General features: G+C 51.3%; 20 protein-coding genes. 14 read left to right on the top strand and 6 right to left on the bottom strand.

The window, feature by feature from the left end; genetic code table 11:
- Window positions 1-82: 82 nt before the first annotated feature.
- The 9 genes from MKX40_RS29065 (at window position 83) to MKX40_RS29025 (ending at window position 8,001) form a co-directional block, all read left to right on the top strand.
- Entirely contained in the window at window positions 83-970 is an 888-nt protein-coding gene (locus MKX40_RS29065; RefSeq protein ID WP_124116691.1) for a rhodanese-related sulfurtransferase, read from the top strand.
- A gap of 12 nt (window positions 971-982) precedes the next feature.
- Entirely contained in the window at window positions 983-1,630 is a 648-nt protein-coding gene (locus MKX40_RS29060; protein WP_339238573.1) for a winged helix-turn-helix transcriptional regulator, read from the top strand.
- A 156-nt stretch (window positions 1,631-1,786) separates the two neighbouring features.
- Window positions 1,787-1,945 (top strand): hypothetical protein, encoded by a 159-nt coding sequence (locus MKX40_RS29055; RefSeq protein WP_339238570.1) that lies wholly within the window; start codon window positions 1,787-1,789, stop codon window positions 1,943-1,945.
- 3 nt (window positions 1,946-1,948) lie between these two features.
- A complete protein-coding gene (locus MKX40_RS29050; protein ID WP_339238569.1) occupies window positions 1,949-2,107 on the top strand; it encodes a hypothetical protein in 159 nt (52 codons plus the stop codon).
- A gap of 323 nt (window positions 2,108-2,430) precedes the next feature.
- Complete coding sequence (locus MKX40_RS29045) at window positions 2,431-3,480, top strand: ABC transporter substrate-binding protein (RefSeq protein ID WP_315938603.1); 1,050 nt, start codon at window positions 2,431-2,433, stop codon at window positions 3,478-3,480.
- A 90-nt stretch (window positions 3,481-3,570) separates the two neighbouring features.
- On the top strand, window positions 3,571-4,491 hold the full coding sequence (locus MKX40_RS29040) for an ABC transporter permease (RefSeq protein ID WP_339238566.1): 921 nt from the start codon (window positions 3,571-3,573) through the stop codon (window positions 4,489-4,491).
- 2 nt (window positions 4,492-4,493) lie between these two features.
- The gene (locus MKX40_RS29035; RefSeq protein WP_036606660.1) at window positions 4,494-5,288 is read left to right on the top strand and encodes an ATP-binding cassette domain-containing protein; all 795 of its coding nucleotides are present in this window, start codon (window positions 4,494-4,496) and stop codon (window positions 5,286-5,288) included.
- Between the two features lie 139 nt (window positions 5,289-5,427).
- Window positions 5,428-6,606: a winged helix-turn-helix domain-containing protein gene (locus MKX40_RS29030; protein WP_339238564.1), complete on the top strand. Its 1,179-nt coding sequence runs from the start codon at window positions 5,428-5,430 to the stop codon at window positions 6,604-6,606.
- A 69-nt stretch (window positions 6,607-6,675) separates the two neighbouring features.
- A complete protein-coding gene (locus MKX40_RS29025; RefSeq protein ID WP_339238562.1) occupies window positions 6,676-8,001 on the top strand; it encodes an MFS transporter in 1,326 nt (441 codons plus the stop codon).
- A 121-nt stretch (window positions 8,002-8,122) separates the two neighbouring features.
- Here MKX40_RS29025 and MKX40_RS29020 read toward each other — a convergent pair whose 3' ends face one another.
- Window positions 8,123-8,704 carry a hypothetical protein gene (locus MKX40_RS29020; protein WP_339238560.1) on the bottom strand — a complete coding sequence of 194 codons (582 nt, stop codon included), beginning with the start codon at window positions 8,702-8,704 and terminating at the stop codon, window positions 8,123-8,125.
- A gap of 30 nt (window positions 8,705-8,734) precedes the next feature.
- Window positions 8,735-9,268: a hypothetical protein gene (locus MKX40_RS29015; protein WP_339238558.1), complete on the bottom strand. Its 534-nt coding sequence runs from the start codon at window positions 9,266-9,268 to the stop codon at window positions 8,735-8,737.
- A 199-nt stretch (window positions 9,269-9,467) separates the two neighbouring features.
- On the opposite strand from MKX40_RS29015, the gene MKX40_RS29010 reads away from it, so the two are divergent.
- The 5 genes from MKX40_RS29010 to MKX40_RS28990 all read left to right on the top strand — a co-directional run bounded on the left by MKX40_RS29010 (window position 9,468) and on the right by MKX40_RS28990 (window position 17,827).
- Window positions 9,468-9,965, top strand: coding sequence for a DUF6385 domain-containing protein (locus tag MKX40_RS29010; protein ID WP_339238556.1), 498 nt, complete (start codon window positions 9,468-9,470; stop codon window positions 9,963-9,965).
- A 45-nt stretch (window positions 9,966-10,010) separates the two neighbouring features.
- Entirely contained in the window at window positions 10,011-11,456 is a 1,446-nt protein-coding gene (locus MKX40_RS29005; protein WP_339238554.1) for a DUF6385 domain-containing protein, read from the top strand.
- A gap of 79 nt (window positions 11,457-11,535) precedes the next feature.
- Window positions 11,536-13,821 (top strand): glycosyltransferase, encoded by a 2,286-nt coding sequence (locus MKX40_RS29000; RefSeq protein WP_339238552.1) that lies wholly within the window; start codon window positions 11,536-11,538, stop codon window positions 13,819-13,821.
- Window positions 13,778-15,766 carry a glycosyltransferase gene (locus tag MKX40_RS28995; RefSeq protein WP_339238550.1) on the top strand — a complete coding sequence of 663 codons (1,989 nt, stop codon included), beginning with the start codon at window positions 13,778-13,780 and terminating at the stop codon, window positions 15,764-15,766. The genes MKX40_RS29000 and MKX40_RS28995 overlap by 44 nt, the downstream gene beginning before the upstream one ends.
- Before the next feature lie 57 nt (window positions 15,767-15,823).
- Window positions 15,824-17,827, top strand: coding sequence for a glycosyltransferase family 2 protein (locus tag MKX40_RS28990; protein ID WP_339238548.1), 2,004 nt, complete (start codon window positions 15,824-15,826; stop codon window positions 17,825-17,827).
- A gap of 257 nt (window positions 17,828-18,084) precedes the next feature.
- Here MKX40_RS28990 and MKX40_RS28985 read toward each other — a convergent pair whose 3' ends face one another.
- The 4 genes from MKX40_RS28985 to MKX40_RS28970 are packed head-to-tail and all read right to left on the bottom strand — an operon-like array spanning window position 18,085 to window position 22,589.
- Window positions 18,085-18,756, bottom strand: coding sequence for a class I SAM-dependent methyltransferase (locus MKX40_RS28985; RefSeq protein WP_339238546.1), 672 nt, complete (start codon window positions 18,754-18,756; stop codon window positions 18,085-18,087).
- A complete protein-coding gene (locus MKX40_RS28980; protein WP_339238544.1) occupies window positions 18,753-20,294 on the bottom strand; it encodes a glycosyltransferase in 1,542 nt (513 codons plus the stop codon). The genes MKX40_RS28985 and MKX40_RS28980 overlap by 4 nt, the downstream gene beginning before the upstream one ends.
- A 1-nt stretch (window position 20,295) precedes the next feature.
- A complete protein-coding gene (locus MKX40_RS28975) occupies window positions 20,296-21,291 on the bottom strand; it encodes a glycosyltransferase family 2 protein (RefSeq protein ID WP_339238542.1) in 996 nt (331 codons plus the stop codon).
- A complete protein-coding gene (locus tag MKX40_RS28970) occupies window positions 21,288-22,589 on the bottom strand; it encodes a hypothetical protein (RefSeq protein ID WP_339238540.1) in 1,302 nt (433 codons plus the stop codon). The genes MKX40_RS28975 and MKX40_RS28970 overlap by 4 nt, the downstream gene beginning before the upstream one ends.
- Window positions 22,590-22,647 lie beyond the last annotated feature (58 nt).

Genomic DNA, 22,647 nt, shown 5'->3' with positions numbered 1-22,647 from the left:
TTTTTACAAGTAAGGGTGCAACGTAGTCGTCTTGCCGGATGATCCGGCTCATAACAACATGGAATAGGAACAGGTGATATACATGTGTAACAGCGCGTATCGCGTGCTTTTATATTATAAGTTCGTGAAGATTGAAGACCCCGAGACGTTTACACAAGAGCATTTGCAATACTGCAAGGACCTCGGTGTGAAAGGACGTATCCTGATCGCATCCGAAGGCATTAACGGCACGGTATCCGGAACGCCGGAACAGACGGAACAGTATATGAAAGACATGCATGCGAACCCACTGTTCAGCGATATGGTGTTCAAGATTGATGATGTGGAAGAACATGCATTCAAAAAAATCTTTGTTCGTCACAAAGCAGAGTTGGTTACGTTCCGCGTAGACGAAGATCTGGATCCAAATGTGATTAGTGGCAAACGCCTCTCACCGAAAGAGTTCCATGAGCATCTGCAACGGGATGATGTCATCGTTATCGATGGTCGCAATGATTATGAATACGAAATCGGCCATTTCCGCGGCGCCATCCGTCCAGATGTTGAGTCGTTCCGTGAGTTCCCGGAGTGGATTCGCGAGAACCTAGGTGACATGAAAGATAAAACGATTATTACCTACTGCACGGGTGGTATTCGCTGCGAGAAGCTGACCGGATTCATGATTAATGAAGGATTCCAGGACGTGGCTCAATTAGACGGCGGTATTGTCACGTATGGTAAAGATCCAGAAGTTCAAGGCCATCTATTCGATGGTAAATGTTACGTGTTTGACGAGCGAATCTCTGTACCGATTAACCGGACAGAAGAGGATATTGTCATTGCCAGCTGTTATCACTGTGGAACCACACATGACCGATATATTAATTGTCCAACCTGCAACCTGCAGCACGTAAGCTGCGAGGATTGCGAAGAGACGCATAACCGCTTTTGTTCGGATGCCTGCCGGGAGGCAGCACCGGTACACGCATAAGCAGGAGAGCAGGTGCTGATCGTGAAGCGCGAAGAGGAACGAACGACGCGTGAACGGATTTTGTTCATGCTGAAGCAGCAAGGTACATTGACCGCGAGGGAAATGACAGCTGATCTGGGTCTGACCGGCATGGCCATTCGCCGTCATCTGACAGCACTGGAGCAGGACGGCTGGATCGAGGTTCGGGAGGCCCGGGCTACAGCTGGACGTCCATCCTCGGTGTACCAATTGACGGTACGCGGGGACAGCTTTTTTCCAAAATCATATTCGTCCCTTACGCTGGAACTGCTTGAAGAATTGTCTGAATCAGCCGGGAGCGGTGTGGTGGATGCATTGTTCGAGAGTCGCCGGGACAAGCTGCTCCGCAGCGGATTGCCACAGATGGAGGGCCAGGATCTGGCCGGACGAGTGGAGGAACTCGCGCGAATTCAGAATGCCAACGGATATATGGCGGATGCGTCCAGAGAAGAAGATGGAACCTACGTCATTACGGAAATGAACTGCCCGATTGTGCAAGTTGCGAGTGTCTACAAGCAGGCTTGTCGCTGTGAACTGGAATTGTTCCGCTCGCTGCTTCAAGCGGAGGTGGAGCGTACCGAATGTTACGCCGATGGCGGCAAAAGGTGCAAGTATGAGATTCGCGAAGCGTCAGGGAATTAACGGTTTATACACAAGAGATTGTTTCGATTCGTCGAAATAGTCTCTTTTTTTGGGTGAAAATGACGTAAAAACGTTATTTTTGTAGTGAGATACGTAATATAATCTGAGATAACACCAGATTCTTATACATAACTCTATGTTAGATGGGAGGCGTTAATGATGCATGAACCCGAACCGGCTTTGAAAAAGGCCATGAATCTATTGAAGGAACTGAGCGAGGATGAAGAGTTCCGCGAACAGTATGAAGCACGTCAAAAGTTTTTACGGGATCAGATATCCATGATTGAGGGCGCACGAGAAGAGGGTCTCAAGTAAGGCATGGAGGAAGGAATTCAAAAAGGAATCGAAGAAAGTGAAGCTGAGAGCAAGCGGAAAATTGCATTGAATATGCTCACCTTGGGTCTTGATCAAGAGACCATTGTCAAAGCGACGGGACTAACCTCTGCTGAGCTAAAAGCAATTCAAGAAGAAAAATAAGCTATCTATATGAGGCTGCTCGCATAACATGTGGGTTGCCTTTTTTGATCTTATGTAATATTTCCTATCACAATCAACCGATGAGAGTAAATTGGAAGCGGTTCAACCATTGACGTATATCGGGACGCCCCTTAATATTAGGGGAACAATAAAACACTAACACGGTTCATGGACTTCAGTCGCATGACAAAAGTCTATATTTGTCTGCTTTTGTCGATCAAAGCAACAATGCGTTGAAGCGTTTGTTTTGTCCCACCCTATCGTGTCAATGGAATCTCGATAAGGGTAACCACATTTTATAAGATGGAGAGGGGTTCTCACACATGAAAAAGAAATTTTGGATGTCACTGATGATGGTTGCTTCAATGATCGTTGCGGCAGGTTGCGGAAATAACAGCGGTACAGGCTCGGAATCCGAAGGATCGGGGAGTACAACAGGTGGAGGCAGCGAGGAAAAATCATACCAGATTGCCATCTCCCAGATTGTTGAACATCCATCTCTGGATGCTACACGCGAAGGTTTCATCGCAGCCCTGAAGGATGCGGGTATTGAAGAGAACAAGAACCTCAAAATCGATTACAATAACGCGCAAGGTGATTCGACGAACAACCTGTCCATTGCACAGAAAATCTCGGGTGATTCCAAAAATGATCTCGTACTCGGAATCGCAACACCATCGGCGTTGGCTCTGGCTCAGCAAGTGAAGGACAAGCCATTGCTGTTCGCGGCGGTAACAGACCCACTGGGCGCCAAATTGGTAACTGATATGGATAAGCCGGGCGGCAATGTTACAGGTGCATCCGACACGAACCCGGAGGCTATCGTACAATTGGCTGACTTTATCGCCAAAAATCTGCCGGATGTAAAAACGGTAGGCTTGGTCATTAACGAAGGTGAACCGAATGCAGTGGTTATGGCAGATAACGCAGAAAAAGCGCTCGCAACACATAATATCAAGCTGGTGAAAGCACCAGTTACGAATACATCTGAAGTTAAACAGGCAACGGATTCTCTGGTTGGCAAAGTAGATGCCTTCTACATTACGCTTGATAACTCTGTCGTAAGTGCGGTGGATACGATCATCCAAACGGCGAACAGCAATAAAATTCCGTTCTTCTCCAGTGACCGGGATACGGTTGAAAAAGGAGCTTTCGCAACGGTAGGCTTCAAATATTATGACCATGGATATCAGGTGGGTGAGATGGCTGCGGACATTCTGAAGAATGGTACGAATCCTGGTGATATGAAAGTCACCGTTCCAGACAAGCTGGATCTGATCCTGAACCTGAAAGCAGCGGAAGCCCAAGGCATCACGGTTACGGATGAGATGAAGGCGGAAGTAAAAGACCAAGAAAACAACATTATTCAATAATCTGACCGGATCATCATCCGGCAGTATGGATGCGAGGCGAACGTGCAACGGGTTCGCCTCATTCTTTTCGATAGACAGGGAGGAAGTAACGTGAGTATAAGCTGGAATTCAATTGAAGGAGCAATCGAGCTGGGACTTTTATATGCACTGATGGCTCTTGGTGTGTATATTACGTTCCGCATACTCGATTTTCCTGACCTTACCGTAGACGGAAGTTTTACAACAGGAGGCGCAATCGCGGCGGTGATGATCTCCAATGACTTCTCTCCTTGGCTTGCCTGTTTGGCGGCAATGGCTGGCGGCATGGTGGCCGGGGCTTGTACAGGTCTGCTTCATACCAAAGGCAAGATTAACGGGTTGTTATCCGGGATCTTGATGATGATCGCGCTCTACTCCATTAATATGCGTATTCTTGGCGCACCGAATAAATCCATTATGGGTATGGATAATCCATTCTCAGGTGAGCATGTCATGGTGCTTATTATTATCGTGGTACTCGTGTTTAAAATCATGCTCGATCTGTTCATGAAAACAGATGTTGGCCTGGCGCTCCGTGCCACAGGGGATAACAAACGCATGATTCGCAGCTTTGGTGCAAATACGGATGTAACGACGATTGTAGGTGTCAGCTTATCCAATGGATTGGTAGCTCTGTCTGGGGCATTTATTGCCCAGCAATCCGGTTTTGCGGACATCACAATGGGTATCGGTATGATCGTCATTGGACTGGCTTCCGTCATCATTGGTGAAGCCATCCTTGGTGCAAGAACGGTGTTTTGGGCTACACTTGCAGCAATCGTTGGTTCAGTAATTTACCGGATTGTGGTTGCACTTGCCCTACAGGTCGAATGGTTTGATACATCTGATCTGAAGTTGATTACCGCAGTGATCGTCATCATTGCCCTTGTATTCCCAACGATGCAGCGTTCCATGAAGCAGCGGAGTCTGGCTCGCAAACGAACAGAAGAGTTGATGCGATCCGGGGGTCAACAGGCGAAGGGAGGTATGTGAGCATGCTGGAGATTACGCAAGTAACCAAGCTGTTCAACCCAGGCACAACGGACGAGAAGACTGCGCTTGTTGGTGTGAATCTGACGATGAATCCGGGAGATTTTGTGACGGTCATTGGCAGTAACGGAGCAGGTAAATCGACGTTGATGAACATCATTTCGGGTGTGATGAAGCCGGATATGGGTGATGTGCTAATCAATGATCGTTCCATCAAAAACCTGCCGGAGCATAAACGCAGCAGCTGGATTGGCCGGGTGTTTCAGGACCCGATGGCAGGAACAGCACCGCATATGTCCATTGAAGAAAATATGGCGATGGCATACAAGCGTGGCAAAGGACGTGGATTGGGCTTCGGCGTTACCCGTGCCAGACGTGAGATTTTTAACACGCAACTGGAGAAGCTGGGAATCGGACTGGAGAAGCGGCCTAACGCGAAGGTAGGTCTCTTGTCAGGCGGGGAGCGGCAGGCACTCAGCCTGTTGATGGCTACGTTTACCCAGCCGCAGATTCTGCTACTTGATGAGCATACGGCAGCCCTTGACCCCTCGCGTGCCGAACTGATCACGGAACTGACGGAGACACTTGTGCGTGAGATGAGACTTACCACACTGATGGTGACGCACAATATGGAACAGGCCATCCGTCTGGGCAATCGTTTAATCATGATGGATAAAGGCCGCATTATTCTGGATGTCAGCGAAGAGCGCAAGCGTACGTTGACCGTGCCAGAGTTGCTTGGTGAATTCGAGCGGATTAGCGGCAAAAAAATGGCGGATGACCGGGTCGTACTCGGTTAAAACAAGGAAATAACTTGTCCCCAAATAACTATTTCGTACTATAACAAGCTCTTTATTACAGAAACCTTTTGCGTTCTCGCAAAGGGTTTTTGTGGTATGTTGAAAATATGATGAGAAGAATACATAGGAGGAACCAGGCATGTCTTTACAATTGGATGAAGGAACATACACCGTAACCCGGCGTATGGATTCCATTCGCCTGCTGGCGAAGGAATTTGCGCTTTTTCATTTTTTATATGAGAACAAGGATAAAGTCTTCACGCGCAGCCAACTGTTGGACCGGGTATGGCCGCTGGAGTATCCGGTTGAACGCACGGTGGATGATCATATCTACCGCCTGCGCAAGAAATTAAAACGTTGGGATGAGATTAGTCTGGATACGGTACGGGGATACGGATATCGGCTTACGGTGCAAGAGAACAAGTCCGTTCTGCCCGCTAGTCCTTCTGCTCAGGACCCGGAAATGCAGGAAGTCATTCACGGATTACTTCGTAAATATCACTTGTTTGGGCAGGGAAATGCCATACAGACCCTGGTTCAACAGCAGGAAGCGCTAGGCATTCAGATTGAGCCGTACTATCAGTTGTATATCCATTTTATACAGGGCGATCTGGAATGGCTAATTACAACAAAGGAAATTTCTTTTGAAGAGCGTTTATACTGGTTACTTATTTTTGTTCATTCGCTAATTGAACCATCAGAAAGCTTACCCTTATATGAGCAAGCATTGAATTCATCGGCATTATCTGCGGAATTGCTTCGAGAACTCCGCATTTTGAACATCATTGAACTCTATGCAGAGGTAGGTCAATACGAGCGTGCTCGGATGCAACTGGAGGAGACGTATCGTCTGATAGAGACGGACGAGCTCAAGAATTTCAGACTGCCGGTAACCCTTGCAGCGTTATACGTGGAACTGTGGGGTGGTAGCGGTGAAGCTGTTGAGGCTCAAATGGCAGTGCTGCGAGCAGGATTGAAGGATGCCCCCTATCTGCGGGAGATCGGACGTTTTCAGGTGATGGAAGGTTTATGGTTGCTTCGGCAAGGGCGAGTGCGTGAAGCGGAACTTAGGATGGATGACGGACTGGACGTGTTGAAAATGTCGCTGAATGTGCCGCTATATCTGAATGCTGCATATCAGATCCTCCTGTTCATGGAACAACATCGAATTGAAGGCAGACTGTGCAGGAAATATCATCAATTTTACGCAGATATTTGTAAAAATTATGGTGTTCCCACCTATAAACAACGAATTGTAGATGAAATACGTAAATTTTTATCCCCTATCTCCCCATCCTCTGATCTTCCTCTGATATAACTCTCTTATGATTACAGTCAAGTAACACACAGACCACACACGGCTGTAATCAAGGGAGGAAGTACACGTATGACCGTCATTTCAAATGAACCCACATCCACTGAATCCACCGAACCCTCCAGAAGTTTATGGACCAATCTCCGGTTTGTCCGCATGTTTATTGCCTATTCGCTGGCTACGTTTGGAGACTGGTTTGATGCACTCGCCATTCAGGTCATGGTGGCCTACCGATGGGGTGCCGATCCGCTGATTATTGCCCTTATTCCTGTATGTATGGCCGTACCGGGCATACTGCTGGGCTCCGTTGCTGGTGCACTGGCTGATCGGCTGCACAAAGTGAAAATCATGCTCCTGTGTGATGTAATCACGGTGGGATTAACCATTGCAATTTTATTTGCACCAAGTCCGCTGTGGTTGCTTCCACTGCTTGCCCTGCGGGCCATGATGGGAGTGTTCCATGTTCCCGCCCAGCAGGCGCTAACCCGCCAGGTGGTGGCAGAGGAGCATCTGTTTCAGGCATCGTCCCTAAATGGTTTTGTGAACCAGTGCTCGAAAGTGGCGGGACCGCTGCTAGGTGCAGTCATTTTGGCCTTCTTTTCACCACAGATCTGTATATTAATCAATGCTTGTACCCGCCTGCTGTCGGGCGCAGTGTTATGGCCCTTGCGACGGTTGATGGAGAAGCCGGAGGCTGTTGAACCAGACGGAAGTACGGCTGATGCAAGGGATATCCCCGAATCGTTGTTTACCCAGTGGCAGCAAGGCTGGCGTTTTATACAGAGCAGTCGCCCCGTACTGAGCACGATGCTGTTCGGCTGTTTTGGACTCATGGCTATCCTGATGATCGATTATCAATTTACGACTCTGTTTCGGGAAATCAAGCCGGGGAATGAATCGCTGTTAGGTTGGTTGGGTTCATCGGGAGGTGCCGGAGCCATAGTCATCATTTTGCTGTTAAATCGTTTGCCGAGAATTGGGTATGGGTGGGGGCTAGGTGGAGGATATCTGTTCATCGGGGCTGGGATTGCTGCATTAGGGTGGATTGGCCCACAAACACCTGAAATTTGGGTCTTAATGTGGGGGTTGTGCATTGGGGTAGGCAATGGGCTCTTTATGGTAACACTGAATTATTTGTTGCAAAAGGAAACCCCTCCTGCCTATGTAGGACGTGTCTTCGGCATTCAAAATTCACTATTCAGTGTTGTACTTGTTGTAGCCCCACTTGCAGGTGGAGCGCTCATTCGAGTTGCAGGACCGAGTCCCACCTTTCAATATATCGGTCTCGCTACGCTGGTGATTGGCCTTGCCGGAATACTGCTACAGCGCATCCTATGGGAGGCGAAGCCGCCTCTCCTATCGGAAGCGAAAGAGACCATTCCGCAGGAATCGGTCTGACTGCTTTCTCGGGTCAACATGTTAAACATTCATTGTATCTACAATAAAACGAACAGCCGCTTCCGTTTTCATCCGAAGGCGGTTGTTTGCACGTTGTACTGGTTGTGCATCGTTGAACAAATCAGACTTCCCACCAAGTGAAATAAGCCGTAGAGGCCAACAGTCCACCAACCGAAAGTGATCCGCTGACAGAGAGGTTAATGGCTTGACCTGGAGGAAGCACATAACGGCCAAATTCATTGGATTGGAAAGGCCCCGCTTGAAGGGGCATCGCCATCAATGAGGTCGCTCCTGAAGGCGCAGAAGAAGAGAATCGTACGATGGCTGCACTGGTATTGCTGCTGGAAAGATTGCTGTTGACCGCCGTGAGTGTACTGGGAGAGCTTAGCGTTCCGTTCGCGGTCAGACTCATGGAACCGCTGAAGGATGACAACAGATTCAGTGCCACTGTGATTCCACCAGAGAGCCGTGATACATACAGGGTTCTCCCACTCCCAACTGGATTGGCTAATTGAACGGTGGCAATCACCGTTCCTCCCAGTAATCCCAGTGTTGTGGAGTTGGTGGAACCTGCATTGTATAGATTGCCGGTACTGCCAGCACTATTCTCCGGAGGAGCAACAATGCCGGGAGAGATATACGTGTTCGTATTGGACGTATAGACAGGCAGATTTAATGGATTAAATACATTATTGTTCGGCACAGTGTGCACCTCCTTTTATAAGCATCATGCTTAGAATTCCCACCAGAAGAGATTAATGGCTGCAGTCTGACTTCCAGTTCCCAAACTAATGGATAGTGATTGTCCCGGTGGAACAAGAATGGAACCGTTTAAATCCAAAAAATACATTCCCGCAGTGAGAGGTATGCTGAGCAAACTTGTGAAAGTCCCCCCAAGCGTGCCGGTATTTTGCCTTGTAGTAACGATGCTGGAATTGGCGTTGCCAAGCAATGTATTGACGGGTGTAGGTGTACTTCCTGCCGTCACCGTGCCCCCGGAATATACGGCCAGTGTGGCTGCAGCCGTTGTACCTCCCGAAAGGCTGGCAATTCGTACTGTTCTGCCACTTCCACTTGCATTCAGGATTTGAAGAAGGAGGTTTTGGCTGGAAGGGATCGATGTATTATTGGTCGTCAGGGCAAAAAAACTGCCAGCCGCAGCTGCACCGGCATCTGCTGAAGCCTCAATACCCGGGGCTGCATAAGTGTTGGTCAGTTGAGTGAACAGGGGCCCATTAGACTGGTTGAACACATTAGAGTTTGTCATCTTGTCCCCCCCTCTGAATAGATGAAACTGGTCTCGCGATACTATTTGTTTCGCATGTCCTCATTACTTGCATTGTATGTATCAACAAGAGAAAGCGTTTGGGAACGGACTGCTAATTCCAAAATAACGGCAGATGCCGTGCCCGTATATCCAATCCGGGCATACGATGCGTAAGCACATTTTTTAAGGGGAAATCGAGATGAGTCGAACAGCGAAGCGAAGCAAGAAGAGAACGAAGCAACCAACCAAATATGCAAGCCGTCGCCGCTCACGTCATTCCTGCCGCGCTAAATTGCTGAAACCCCCTTGTTCCCGGATTACTCGTCCCCGGTTCAAGCAGGGTACTTCCTCACGTACGAAACTCCCTGGTGCTATTCATTGTTTTACAGAGCATACGTATGTCGGAGCCGAAACCAGCAGCAGCATGAATTCCCTCCCGGCACAAGACACCTCATCACTCAGCATGTACACCTATGGCGTTGTGAATCGCGGAAAACATCCGGCTCTGGTACAGATCCAGATCAGCCCCAATGCCTTGGACTATGCTGTGGACAGCCAGGAGGTGGTCGAGGGAGGACAGACCAAAGCGCTGGTACCTTTGCGATTTTTGCATTATACCCGGCTTGCAATTCGATCCGTTGAACCGGATCAACCGACCCGGCTTGATGTTTACTTTCAGGCGCAGCGTATGCCGTAAGGGAGTAGGATTACACAGATTTGACCAGGGAGGAGGACGAGGCACATGCCTAACTTTACGACGTTTAATACGAATCCGGATAATCTGAGGACGTTGATTTTCGGCCAGGATAGTACAGGCACAGCCCAGCCTGTCAGAACCGATACAAGCGGGAATGTGGTTGGCATTATTTTGGACGGGACCATTAGTAATATCTCAGGTCTGACTACCGTCACAATTAACGCAGGAACCATTACCAACATTCTGAACGGAACCATTACGAGTGTACTTGGAGCGACCATCACGGCAGGTACAATTAACAGTGTGCTGGGAGCCACCGTAACCGCAGGTACATTAACGAATTTGCTCAATGGTACAATCACAAGTGTATTGGGAGCGACGATCACGGCCGGAACGATTACGAGTGTGCTTGGAGCGACTGTAACTGCGGGAACATTGACGAACCTGCTAAATGGTACAATCACAAGTGTACTGGGAGCAACGATTACGGCAGGAACGATTACGAGTGTGCTCGGAGCGACTGTAACTGCAGGGACACTCACCAACTTGCTTGATGGTACACTTACCAGTGTGCTCGGAGCTACGGTGACAGCGGGAACGCTGACAAACTTGCTGAATGGTACAATCACAAGTGTACTGGGAGCGACGATTACTGCCGGGACAATCACGAGTGTGCTCGGAGCGACTGTAACCGCCGGAACATTGACGAACCTGCTAAATGGTACAATCACAAGTGTACTAGGAGCAACGATTACGGCCGGAACCATTACCAGCGTGCTTGGGGCAACCGTAACAGCAGGGACACTCACCAACTTGCTGAATGGTACAATCACAAGTGTACTGGGAGCAACAATCACGGCAGGAACAATCACGAGCGTGCTTGGAGCGACGATTACAGCGGGGACCATTACAGGTATACTCGGAGCAACGGTAACAGCGGGAACATTAACGAACTTGTTGAATGGTACGATTACGAGTGTGCTCGGAGCAACGATCACCGCAGGAACGCTTACGAACTTATTGAATGGAACCATTACAAGTGTCCTTGGTGCAACCGTAACTGCAGGTACGTTGACGAACTTGCTAAATGGTACGATTACGAGTGTGCTTGGCGCAACGATCACCGCAGGAACGCTCAGCAGTGTGACGTCCATTTCACAAAAGAGTTTTCAGGAGTCACAGATCATAAGCACACCTACAGCAAACACCTTCACCGCGCTTCCAGCGGTTACGACCAGTGTATTTGGCACGTATTCTTTCTTTGTATATAACCGGGGGCCGGGTGTAAACCGGGTGGATGCTCTGGTTGAGATCAGTGCCAACGGAACGAACTGGTACACGGATGTGACCACTGTGACTGGCATTTTGTCCGGATCAGTAGATGTACTCGTACCACAGCGTTTTCTCAAATACACACGTCTTTCCTACCGCTCCAGCCTCATTGGTGCACCAAGCACGATTGATGTGTTCTTCAATGGACAAGGCACATAACCCATTTATATTTCATATAGGTACATGGAGTTCCTTTGGTGGACTTCATGTACTTTTTTTGTATTGGAGGTGGTCGCATTTGAAGAACCGTTTGCTTGGAATCCATATGATTGTTCAAAATGAAGAACATCACCTGCCCCGCTGTCTCGACAGTTTGAAGCCTTTCGGCATGGAATGTTTTATCACGGATACGGGTTCCTCTGATCGCACACCCGAGATCGGCAAAACGTACGGAGCAACGGTGTTGCACGCCGAATGGCAAGATGACTTTGCCCAAGCACGAAATATCAGTCTGCCTCTGGCAGGTACAGAATGGGTCCTGTGTCTGGATGCCGATGAGTACGTCAGCCAGGGATTGGAAGAACTGCTGAAATATTTGCCCAAAGTCCATAGAAGCATTTCAAGATTACGAATTACCATAGAGAATCGATACGGTGATGGGGCGGAAGAGCGGGTAATCTGCCAACCAGTGAGACTATTCCGTGCTCATCAGGGATATCAATATGTGGGACGCGTCCATGAGCAGTTGGTACGCAGTAGCTCATGCAGATTTGGCCAGGATGGGGCCGCTGATATGAATGACAGCAAGATCGCTACACAGGATGAAGAACATTTATTGATGGAGTCGGAACCACTTGCGCCGTTATGTCTGATTCATGATGGATACCTGGCCTCCACAATTGCGAAGGAACATAAACCAAGACGTAATTTAAAGCTGATTGAACGGGAACTCGCAGATGAGCCTGCACAGCCTTTTCACCTGTACAATCTGGGAGTAACGTATTGCCAGCTTGGTCAGATCGAACAGGCAATTGAAGCGTTCCGTGAATCATTACGTCTCACAGAGCTGCTTGCGCCATATCGCCCTACACTGGTTAAAGATTATGCTAAGACCCTTGTAGGAACGGAACGTTATGACGAGGCACATGCAATTCTGGCTGTGGAAAGACAGCGTTATCCAGCCTATGCCGATCTGCACCTGTTGTATGGGGAGACGTTGGAGCACCAAGGTTTGGAGGAACGTGCATACCAATCCTACGTCCGAGCAACCGAATGTCGGGAGGGACTGCAAGGTAATGAACAGAGTAATGGAGGCGGCGCATTAGACTCGCCATATGTAACGGAAGCAGGTTCCGACAGCTACAGAGCTTATTCCGCGATGGCAAGACTTGCACAGAAACGAGGATTTCTAAAGGAGTCTGCACATCTGTATGAATTGGCATTGGACAGCATGTTTGCATATGCCCCGGCGTGGGCTGGGTTGGCAGATGTATTGCAGCAATCCGGAGAAACAGATGAGAGCATAACAGAAACATTACTCGCCAGATGCATGGGAATTGAGGAGCCGAGTCAAGGCAAATCGATTGGTGGTGAAATGCCTCATTCATATGCAGTGATGCATGAGGATCATCTGGTGCACGTGATTTATGTTCTGGCAGGCTGCGGAGCATATGAGCAGGCATTGAAAATGCTGGATACAGATGCGCGTACTGCTCGTATCCATATAGCGGAACGTATACATTGGATGTTGTGTGCGAATAAGATATCCGAAGCACTGCAATTGGCGGAAGAGCACTGGGGCACGGAATGTGTGAGTGAATTCAACATGCCGGCTGAGCACAGAATGGATTGGGCACTGGCTTGTTGGGCTAATGGATTACGATTAAGCGATACATTCCTCGCAACCTCGCATCCACAGGAAAAAAACATTTGGAAGGTCATGGATCGAGTATTAACTCAGCTGTCCAAAGAGCCGCGAAGCGTTGTACCAGTGCCACAAGAACAGAAGCTTATGCAATGGGGTTCGCAGGCAGAGATAATCACAGAGAAGGTTGTAGAGCGGGCGTTATATACGGGACAGCTTACACTTGCCGAGCAACTGCATAAGCTGCGGGCAATGATGGTGAGGGAGTATTGGGGAACTGCCGTAACTTTACGGAGGGAGTTTTCAAGTCTGTTATATCGTCAGGGCTATACCATAGCAGCCGCGAACATCCTGATTCAGTGTATGACCGAGAATGAACTCGATGCCGAAGGATTATTCTGGCTGGGTGAAACGCTGTATGCCAAAGGATACGATGAACAGGCGTTGTCTCTGTTCGAACAGGCACTGGAGCGGGAACCTGCTCACCGACAAGCGCGGGCTGGAGCCGCTGTATGTTACATGCGATTGGCCTTGAAGGCGATTCGACAGGAGTTGGTTCGTTCCCCGTCTGCCGAGATGCTCATTGCACAGCATACTGCGTTGGAACAAAGATTACGTACGGCCGAGGGCATTCCCTGGCGTACGATTTTCCATGCGAAGGAAAGGAGGAATCAGCTTGCGAGCGGAACGAATTTCCTTATGCATGATCGTGAAGGATGAGGAAGAGTTACTGCCTCATTGTCTTGCCAGTGTCCAAGGAGCGGTGGATGAAGTGATCGTAGTGGACACCGGTTCGTCGGATCGTAGCGCAGAGATTGCGCGTCAGTATGGCGCGATGGTGGTGCCCTTTGAGTGGTGCGATGACTTTGCCGCAGCACGGAATGCTGGCCTGGAGCAGGCTTCCGGCGACTGGATTCTTTTCCTTGATGCGGACGAGACGCTCGATAGAGCTGCGCGGGAGCAGATCAGAAGCTGGACGGCGGTCAGCGGATGTGACGGATTGTTTTTAAACATTCATAACTATACAGGTACAGGTCAGCAGGGGGCTACTGTGAATCCGGTGCTGCGTCTCTTCCGCAATGCTCCGGGTCATCGGTTTGAAGGTCGAATTCATGAGCAGATTGCGGCGGCGATCTGTCGGGTTAACCCTGAAGCTGCATTTCATGTAACGGACATGATCATCCATCATTATGGGTATCAGACGGCAATTGTGGAGCGCAAAGATAAGGTGAACCGCAATGTTCGCCTGCTGGAACAGGCAGTGGAAGAAGAACCGGATCAGCCGTTCCATCACTATAATCTGGGGGTCGAGTATCTGCGTGTAGGGGAAGCGGAGCGGGCATTGGAGACGTTTGGTGTAGCTCGGATGGGGATTGATCCTGCGGTGACCAGTTACGCGCATCTGCTGTTCAAATATGAAGTTCGTTGTCTTCAGCATCTGAATCGCTGGCAGGAGGCCTTGGATCGCATTGGTGCTGCGCTTGAACTCTTCCCAGAGTACACGGATCTCATGCACCATCGCGGGGTATGTGCAGACGCATTGGGGGATACAGATCGGGCAGAGTATGCGCTACGTGAAGCTATTCGCATGGGTCCGCCTCCGCCCATATACCATACGGAAGAAGGCATCGGAACCTATCAGACGTGGTATACGTTAGGGCGATTACTGGAAGGAAGGGCCGATCTGGAGGGTGCAGTGGATGCTTACGTGGAAGCGGTGCGCGCCAAATCCAGTCTGCTGCCGCCACTCTATCGGATATTCCGTATTATGCGAGTTTCTGGTCAGCAACATCAGATTCCAGAGCTAGTGAGGGAACGTTTTGCACTCAGTTCAGAAGAGGCTATACACAAAGTATTGGGCATTCTGGAGCAATCCCGTTGTTATGATGCGGCCCTGCAATTATTACCTGGTGTGTCGTCACAACCCAACGGAGCGATGAGGGAGCGTTTATCCGTAGCGGAGGCGATGCTCCAAATCCAGCAAGGCAGATGGAACAAGGCGCGTCTGAAACTGGAACCTGTGAGGCGCAAAAAAGGGTTGCTCGCCGCCTCATCTGCCCGATGGCTCGAACGTTTGGAGTGGATCGAGGGGAAGGAAGTTAGCGGAGATGATCCATTAACGTTATGGTTGAAGCGTAGTTCGCAGATGGGTGAAGCAGTAACTAACAATGAAGAAATTGCTGTACAGACAGGGCGAACCTTGGGTCTGAGAGCGACAACGAAGAAGGGCATGGACTCCAGCATGGACGGAACAGTTGCAGGAGCAGAGTACGATGGATGGCAGGCTTTTGGACTGATGATGGAAGGGTGTGTACAGTCAGGACGATGGAAAGAGCTGCATAGCCTGATTCAGATGTGCCAACAGCAATTGTCCGTAGAAGGGGTATCGTCAGAAGAGAGCGCTCGTGTAGGAGAGAAGGAGAAAGAGGAAAGGAAGAGGAGCGAGAAGGAGATGGGTAGGGGCAAAGGGGAAGAAAAGGGGCCATTCCCTGGATCTTTGGATACGCTGATGGGAACCAGTTGGCTGGTGAAAGGATTGGTCAGTGCTGCGGATCATCATCTGGACGTATTCGCACAGCCTGTAGATGGACAGCGGCATCGTTGTTGGCCTGTCGTTCAGCATATTCGGCTGGAGTTACCGGGAGCGGACGGGTTTGAGAGCTGAGAGGGATCAGGTAGGTGAGGGATGGTGGAGAATGTGGGGTCGGAGATTAGCTTGTGCATGATCGTGAAGGATGAAGCGAGGTCACTCCAGCGGTGCTTGAATACAGTCAGGGATGTTGTGGATGAGATCATCGTTGTGGACACAGGCTCGGTAGATGATACACCTGAAATTGCACGTCTCCATGGTGCCGTTGTCATCCACTCGGAATGGAAGGGTGACTTCAGTAAAGCCCGTAATCTGTCGCTGGCCGCAGCTACGAAACCGTGGATTCTGGTGCTTGATGCAGATGAGGTATGGGTACAGACCAAGCAGATGAAGGCAGAACTCGTGCAGTTGTTAGCAGCAAGCAGAGACGACGTATGGGGATATTGGATACAGGTCACGAGTCTGCTGGGTGTGTCCGGTGAAGAGCGCGTGACGGATGCGGTATGTCGATTGTTCCGTAATGATTCCCGAATTGCTTTTCAGGGCAGAATTCACGAAGAGATTGCTTCTTCGATCATGGCACTCGCTCCGCAAGGCGTACTTCATTCTGGACTTGAGGTCATGCATTACGGATATCTGGAGCAGGTGATTAATGCCAAAAATAAAGGTGTACGCAACATGCAGTTGATCCGTTCCGCGTTGAATCAGGAGGGAAATCAACCGGAGTTGTTATATGCTCTGGCTGCCGAATGGTTTCAGCAAGCGAAGTATGATGAAGCACTCCGGTTGTTACAGCCCTTATTAGCGCAGCTTATGCCGGATTGTGGATATCACTCGGATCTGGTGCTGAAAACGGCTTACGCCTGGCGAGAGATTGGCAGCCCGGAACGCGCGCTTGCTGTGGTGGAAGCGTGGGCGCCGGTGTATGAGGATTTTCCGGATTTGTTGGAACTTGGTGCTGTACTTGAACTGGATCAAGGAAGAGAGGACGTGGCCCTGGACTGGTTAAAACAGGCTAAATTGGCTGCTTCCACAGCCAGCAGATATACATCCGTCTCTGGTGCTGGAACCTACCGAAGCCTGACGCTGGAAGGAATGGCACATGAGCGGGCTGGCCGCTGGGCAGAGGCAGAAGCGGCATACACGGCGGCGCTGGACGTGCAACCCGGCAGCTTGCCTGCATGGCAGCGGCTGTTGTTGCTGGCCGCTGCCACTGGGCGGCCACACGCAATCGCAGGCGTAGCCGCCCGGGTAAGCTTGCCGCCTGCGGCATGGCAAGCACTGATCGCGGCCGCGCTGGCTGCGCATCGGCCGGAGTGGCTGCTGCGCCATGCGGCGGCGCTTGCGGGCCCGCTGCGGGCACAGCCGCTGGCCGCCGGGCTTGCGCTCGCCCAGCTGGGCGAGGACGCTGCCGCTCGGGCGGCTTTGCAGCCCTGGGCGGTGCATGCGCAGCACGGGCCAGAGGCGGCCCTGGCGCTGTGGGCGCTAGGCCACAAGCAGCCCGGCAGGCGCAACGCCCGAGCGGCAGCTCGCCAGCAGGCTGGGCTGCCCGCTGCGGCCGACACCGCCGAGGCGCTGCTGCAGCGCGGGGCCATGGCTCGCAGCAGCGGCATGGCGTCTAGCCCGCCCGGCGATGCAACGCCCGGCGGCTCTGCCGCGCCTGCGGCTTGCGTGCTCGCAGCGGCGCAAGCGCTCGCCGGCGTGGGCGCCTGGGCCGCATGGCTGCGCCTGCTGCAAGCCCTGCCGCCCCGCGGCGCGCTGGCGTTGCTCGCAGCGCTTCCGCCTGCGGCACGCTGCGGGTTGCTGCGCGCACCCGCGGGCGTCCGCGAAGGGCTGCTTGCGCTATGCGGCACGCCTGACGGCGCGCAGCAGCCCCGCACGGACGCGGTGCCCACCCCGGAGCGCGTCGCTCACGCACTCCTTGCGGGCACGCTCGCGCTGCTCGCCGGGCGGCAGAACCTGGCACGTGAATGGGCCGAATCGGCCCAACTCACTGCGCGGCAATCTGCCGCCACAGGTCGCCCGGCGACGACCATTCCGCCGGGCCTGCACATCCTGCTGCGCCTGACAGCACCCGGCGCAGCCTCTGCCGATGCGTATACCAACCAGTGCAACATTTTACTGGTACACCTATAATTTCACTTATCACTTATCACTTATCACTTATCACTTATCTTTATCGTTATCTTTTATCTGTTATCTAACATCTAAGCATCTAACTTCTAATTTTAATTTCTAATCCATAGTCCCTAAATCCCAGTCCCACCCCCCAATCTGTAACCCCGATCTTTTTCTCAATCCATCTCCGATTGAAAGTGCAAAAGCAACGGAGCTACCGGTCTTCGGAGCATTCCCCGAACCGTGCATGGTTCCGTTGCCAATAGATCGGTGCCTTAACCTTTGCATATCACCGCTCGAAAACAGCGAATCGGCGCGCCGTACATGTCAGACCAGATCGCATCGTCCGGCTCTTCCACATTCAGCTTATCCTTAATGTTTAGTCCGGTAACGGCCATGATTGTCTCCAGCAGATCAGGGCGCATCTCGGGTACATCGAAGGTAGCGATCAGCTGTCCGTTTGGCTTCAGCACGCGGGCGAACTCACGAAACGCTCGCAGCATTGTGCCCGTATCCAGATGCTCCAGGACAGAGATACAGAACACCCGATCAAATTTACCCGACTCGTATGGAAGCTGGGCCAGATTGGCCTTTGCACGGTGCAATCGGACGAGCGTGGATTCCGGCAGATCCTGAGCGGCCAGCTCGCCAAAATCAGAAGCGATATCCAGTCGTATCGCCTCTTCAGACAAAATGCGTTCATCCCAATCACAGGCGTGAACCTCGCGGCAGTGTTCGGCAAGCCAGAATTTGAACGGATGGGAGATGCCGCAGGCTGCATCAAGGACCACATCGTCTGGACGTGCAAACCGCCGGGCCCATTCATATTCGTAGGGACGGCTCCACCATGCCGGATGCAGGGGGAAGACCAATGTGTCCGTTTTAGGGTCACTTTGCCTAATGTATCTTGATTCCATGAATTCCGTTGCCTTGGGCGTATCCATCATCCCCGAATTCCCTCCTTTAATCCTGTCTCTGCCAAAAAAGATTCCAACACCGTGCTCCACCGGCTCCGCCACTTGGCAAGATCATAAGACAGTGCGGTCTCGCGCGCATAGATTCCCAGTCGTTCCCGCTCGGCCCGATCCTGTACGAGACGTACCAGGGCGGCGGTTAATTCCTGCTCGCCAGGAGGTACCAAAAGCCCGTTAAAACCATCCTGAATCAGATCATTCAATCCGCCGACATTGGAGGCAATCACCGGAAGTCCACAGCTCATCGCTTCCAGACAGGCATAGGAGGTACCTTCCGAGAACACGGTTGGAATTACGGCGATATCTGCCTGATGGTAGGCCTCCCGAATGTCCCGGAAATCATACGTACGCTGGGTAATCCGCTCCGCATGTGGATGAGTACGATGCCAATAACGAAAGGCTCTCCCGACCGTACTGCCTTCAACCAGTTCCCCGGCAAATTCAATCTCCAGATCCGGAAAAGCCCCCAGCAGCTTATCTGCTGCCAGCATCATGGGAATAATGCCCCGTTCCATGCTGATGCGACGCGGATATATAATGCGAATTGGGCGGGGAGGGGTCAAGCGGATATCCATAGTTTTCTGTTCAACCTGTTCCTGAATCGGAACATTAACCTGATAATCAGCATCTGCTGATATTACAATATCGGTAGCCCAATCCGTTGAATTCAGGTGGTGACGAGCAACCGTAGACGATCCGCCGACTACCTCGGCTTTTTCCAGCTTTGATAACTCCAAATGGTGACCTACCGCTCCCTTCTCATCTCGTTCTTGATCGCTATCTGTATCCCCACCTCCATCTCCGTTAGCCTTCCCACTGTATGCTCCATCACCACTCGGTCCAACCTTGCTTTCCACAGCTTTCATCCCGGATATAACTGCACCGGCATTCTCCTCATGACTCGCCAGATCGGTCTTCCATGCGGCAAGCCATTCGTCTTCCTGTTCCTGCTCGAAGGTTCGTGTTGGCGGGGCAGGTGTGAAATAGGACGTATCCACAGCATTGGGAATCAGGACGACCTGCCTTGGATCGGTATAGGTACATGCAGCCCGGCAGAAGGTCTGGAAATGGGAATCCACGGATACAATGCGCACGAGTCCATCTAGAGCGAGCTGAATATGTTCTGCCACTTGTTGCTTGGTCTCCAGTGGCAGTCCGGGACGATCCCAGTTAATGCCGTGACAGATGCCAAGACTGCCCGGTTTGTAGGTGATGGGCTGCCACAGACAGCTTGCATAGATCACTGGGCCGCGTGCCGCGGCTGCCATTCGATCAAAGGCTTCCGGTACATTATCCATGTCGTACGAATAACCGAATACGTCAATCTGCTCCGTCCGAGTCTGGAATGCTTCAAAATAGGACAGTTGATGAACCTCAGGAATATGTCCGAGTCCGCGGATGACACTGCACAGATCCAGGATATAACGCTCCAGCCCACCACCGAATACCCGACCAAATTCCCGGTTATACCCGTCGGTGAAGCTATGCGTCAGAATACTCACCACGCCCATCTCACGGTCCCTCCTTCCAGGGAATCAGCCGAGGTTCTGGATCGAGAATCGACTCGTAATGTGCAAGATTGCCCCACTCACCGCTGGGATCAATACGCTTGTAACGCAAATATTTACGCACCCGGTCCTCCAGACTGCCTGCCCAGCCGAGATGTTGAACCTTCAATTCCGTGCTGACTCCGGGCAATACGGTGCAGGACAAGGGAAGACGGGGAACATGATGATTCTGTTGTGGATAAAAATAAGGATATCCAGGCATATAACGTACAAGTGAAGCGGTATGCCGCTTGTGCAGACACCAGAGATCATCTTCCCGATAATGGGTTCGGCCACCCCACATATCATAGAAACGGAAGGCAAACCAGTCTGCATATTCCTGATTAATCAGTGTGCGTATGGCTTTCTTGGCCTCTGTGCTGTACAGCTCATCCGCATCAACCGATAGCAACCAGTCGGGACGTGTTCCCGCCGCCGCTTGCCATAAGGTGTTGCGAAGTCGCCATTCCTCGGCGAACAGCGGTTTCTCCAATACCTCCAGGCGGACCACCTTCGGATAGGCTTTGCATAGCTCCGGGGTTCCGTCTGTGCTGGCATCGTCTACAATCACGATCTCATCCACGAACTCACTCAGATCATGCAATACTTCTTCAAGGTATCGGCCGCGTTCATTGCGAACCTGGAGCATGGCGGTCAGCTTGTTGCCTTTGCTTTTACGAACTCGACGGATGGAGAAGGGCTCTTTGAATGCACTCGTTTCCTCTTGTGATACAGCAGCATCCTGTTCACCCTGACCTTGTTCACCGCCCCAGTGATGCACCTGGCTTCGGATGTTCTGCGCTGGATGTGCATGATTCGGCGGCTGATCGCCTTCTCCCGATGCGTCTGTATGTGTCAGATCCACTGTTACCGTTGGCGTGTAAGTGGTTTCGGTTCGGATATCCCTGTGCACCATCGGCCCATTCAACTGTTGCCTGCGTTTCTTCGGGTCCAGCATCATGGCACCTCCCCAAGCAATTGCTGTACGGCATGATCCAACAACTCCAGCTCGACAATCCGGGCGAGCGCATCTTCATCCTCCAGTGCCGTTTCGAGAAAATGTCTGACTGCCCCGTGTCTGTCGCCTCGCAGGGCCAGCACACTTCCGGATAATTGCTGATAATCCCGGCGACTGGCATCATCCTGAATATCGACTGCATGAACCAGCGCCAGTGCCTCTTCCACGCGACCTGTCTCCTGATAAATGCGGAATTTCCAATGTCTCGCGGTTTCTCCGCCAAGTTCGTCCAGGGTGCGCAGCGCGGTTCCATAATCATCGTTCATACGTAGTAATTCCGCTCGTACAAGTTGATCTTCTCCTGCCTCCAACCAGCGACATAACTGTTCATAATGATGTCGTTCCTGTTCGTCGGATGCACTAATCCCGTACACCAGCAGGGCGTCCTCCAATTGTCCGGCCCGGGCATGGATGGCAGACAGGAAGCGATAGTGGGAGATCACACAATCACTTCGACCATTCAGGACCGCTTGGGTGAATGCCTCTTGTAATGATTGGATGGCCCGAGAATCTTCAAGCAAGTACTCATAGGCTGCGAGCAAAAAGGATATGGTCTCATGCGCCCCTGCTTTGGCTCGAAGCTGGCGATAGAAATCAGCACGTACACTGCATTGAAGCAGGGTAACGCTATCCGGAGTGCCTGACAGGATCTGCCGCAGCGCATGCAGGAAGAACAGTTCGTAGTCCCGGAGAGGGACTTCGAGATTATCCTTTTGCACCGTACCCGCTTGTGAAGGATCTTCGCCTCCCAGCCAGATGGCGCGTACGCCTTGGAATAATAGCTTCATATATCGTGTTTCGGAGGATGTACCTACCAGATCAGCGATACCCACCAGTTTGGAAATACTGCTTTCCCACAGGGGAGAAGAGGCTTCGTCTCCGACAGGCTCAGGGAGCAGGACAATACATAGCTCTGGTTCCAGCGAAGCTGCAGCCATGAGCCAGTAGGGATGAGTAACCACTGCCACAGTACGTGGCTCCATCAATAGCTGCTCGGCTTCAGGTAAGGAGATTACAGTGATCACCGCAGGTACATCCTCTGTTTGCGTCAGACTGCTGACATAGTAGACCTCACCCTCAATCGACAGCAGTGCAGCAATATCGGGATAGGGAAAGGATGACCATCCTCCTTTGCGAGGGAAGAGAACATATCGGACAGGGGGCTGTTCTGCGACAGCTGCACGGGTCTTATCCGGACTGGCTTCGGAGTCTTCACTTGGTAACGGCGCAGGTTTTTCCATGAATCGTTCACCTCACCTTGACTGTAATAAGGAGCGTCCTTCACTATGCATGTGCTTC

This window comes from Paenibacillus sp. FSL R5-0517 (assembly GCF_037974355.1).
GTDB lineage: Bacteria > Bacillota > Bacilli > Paenibacillales > Paenibacillaceae > Paenibacillus.
This window is presented reverse-complemented; position numbering and strand designations above follow the sequence as displayed.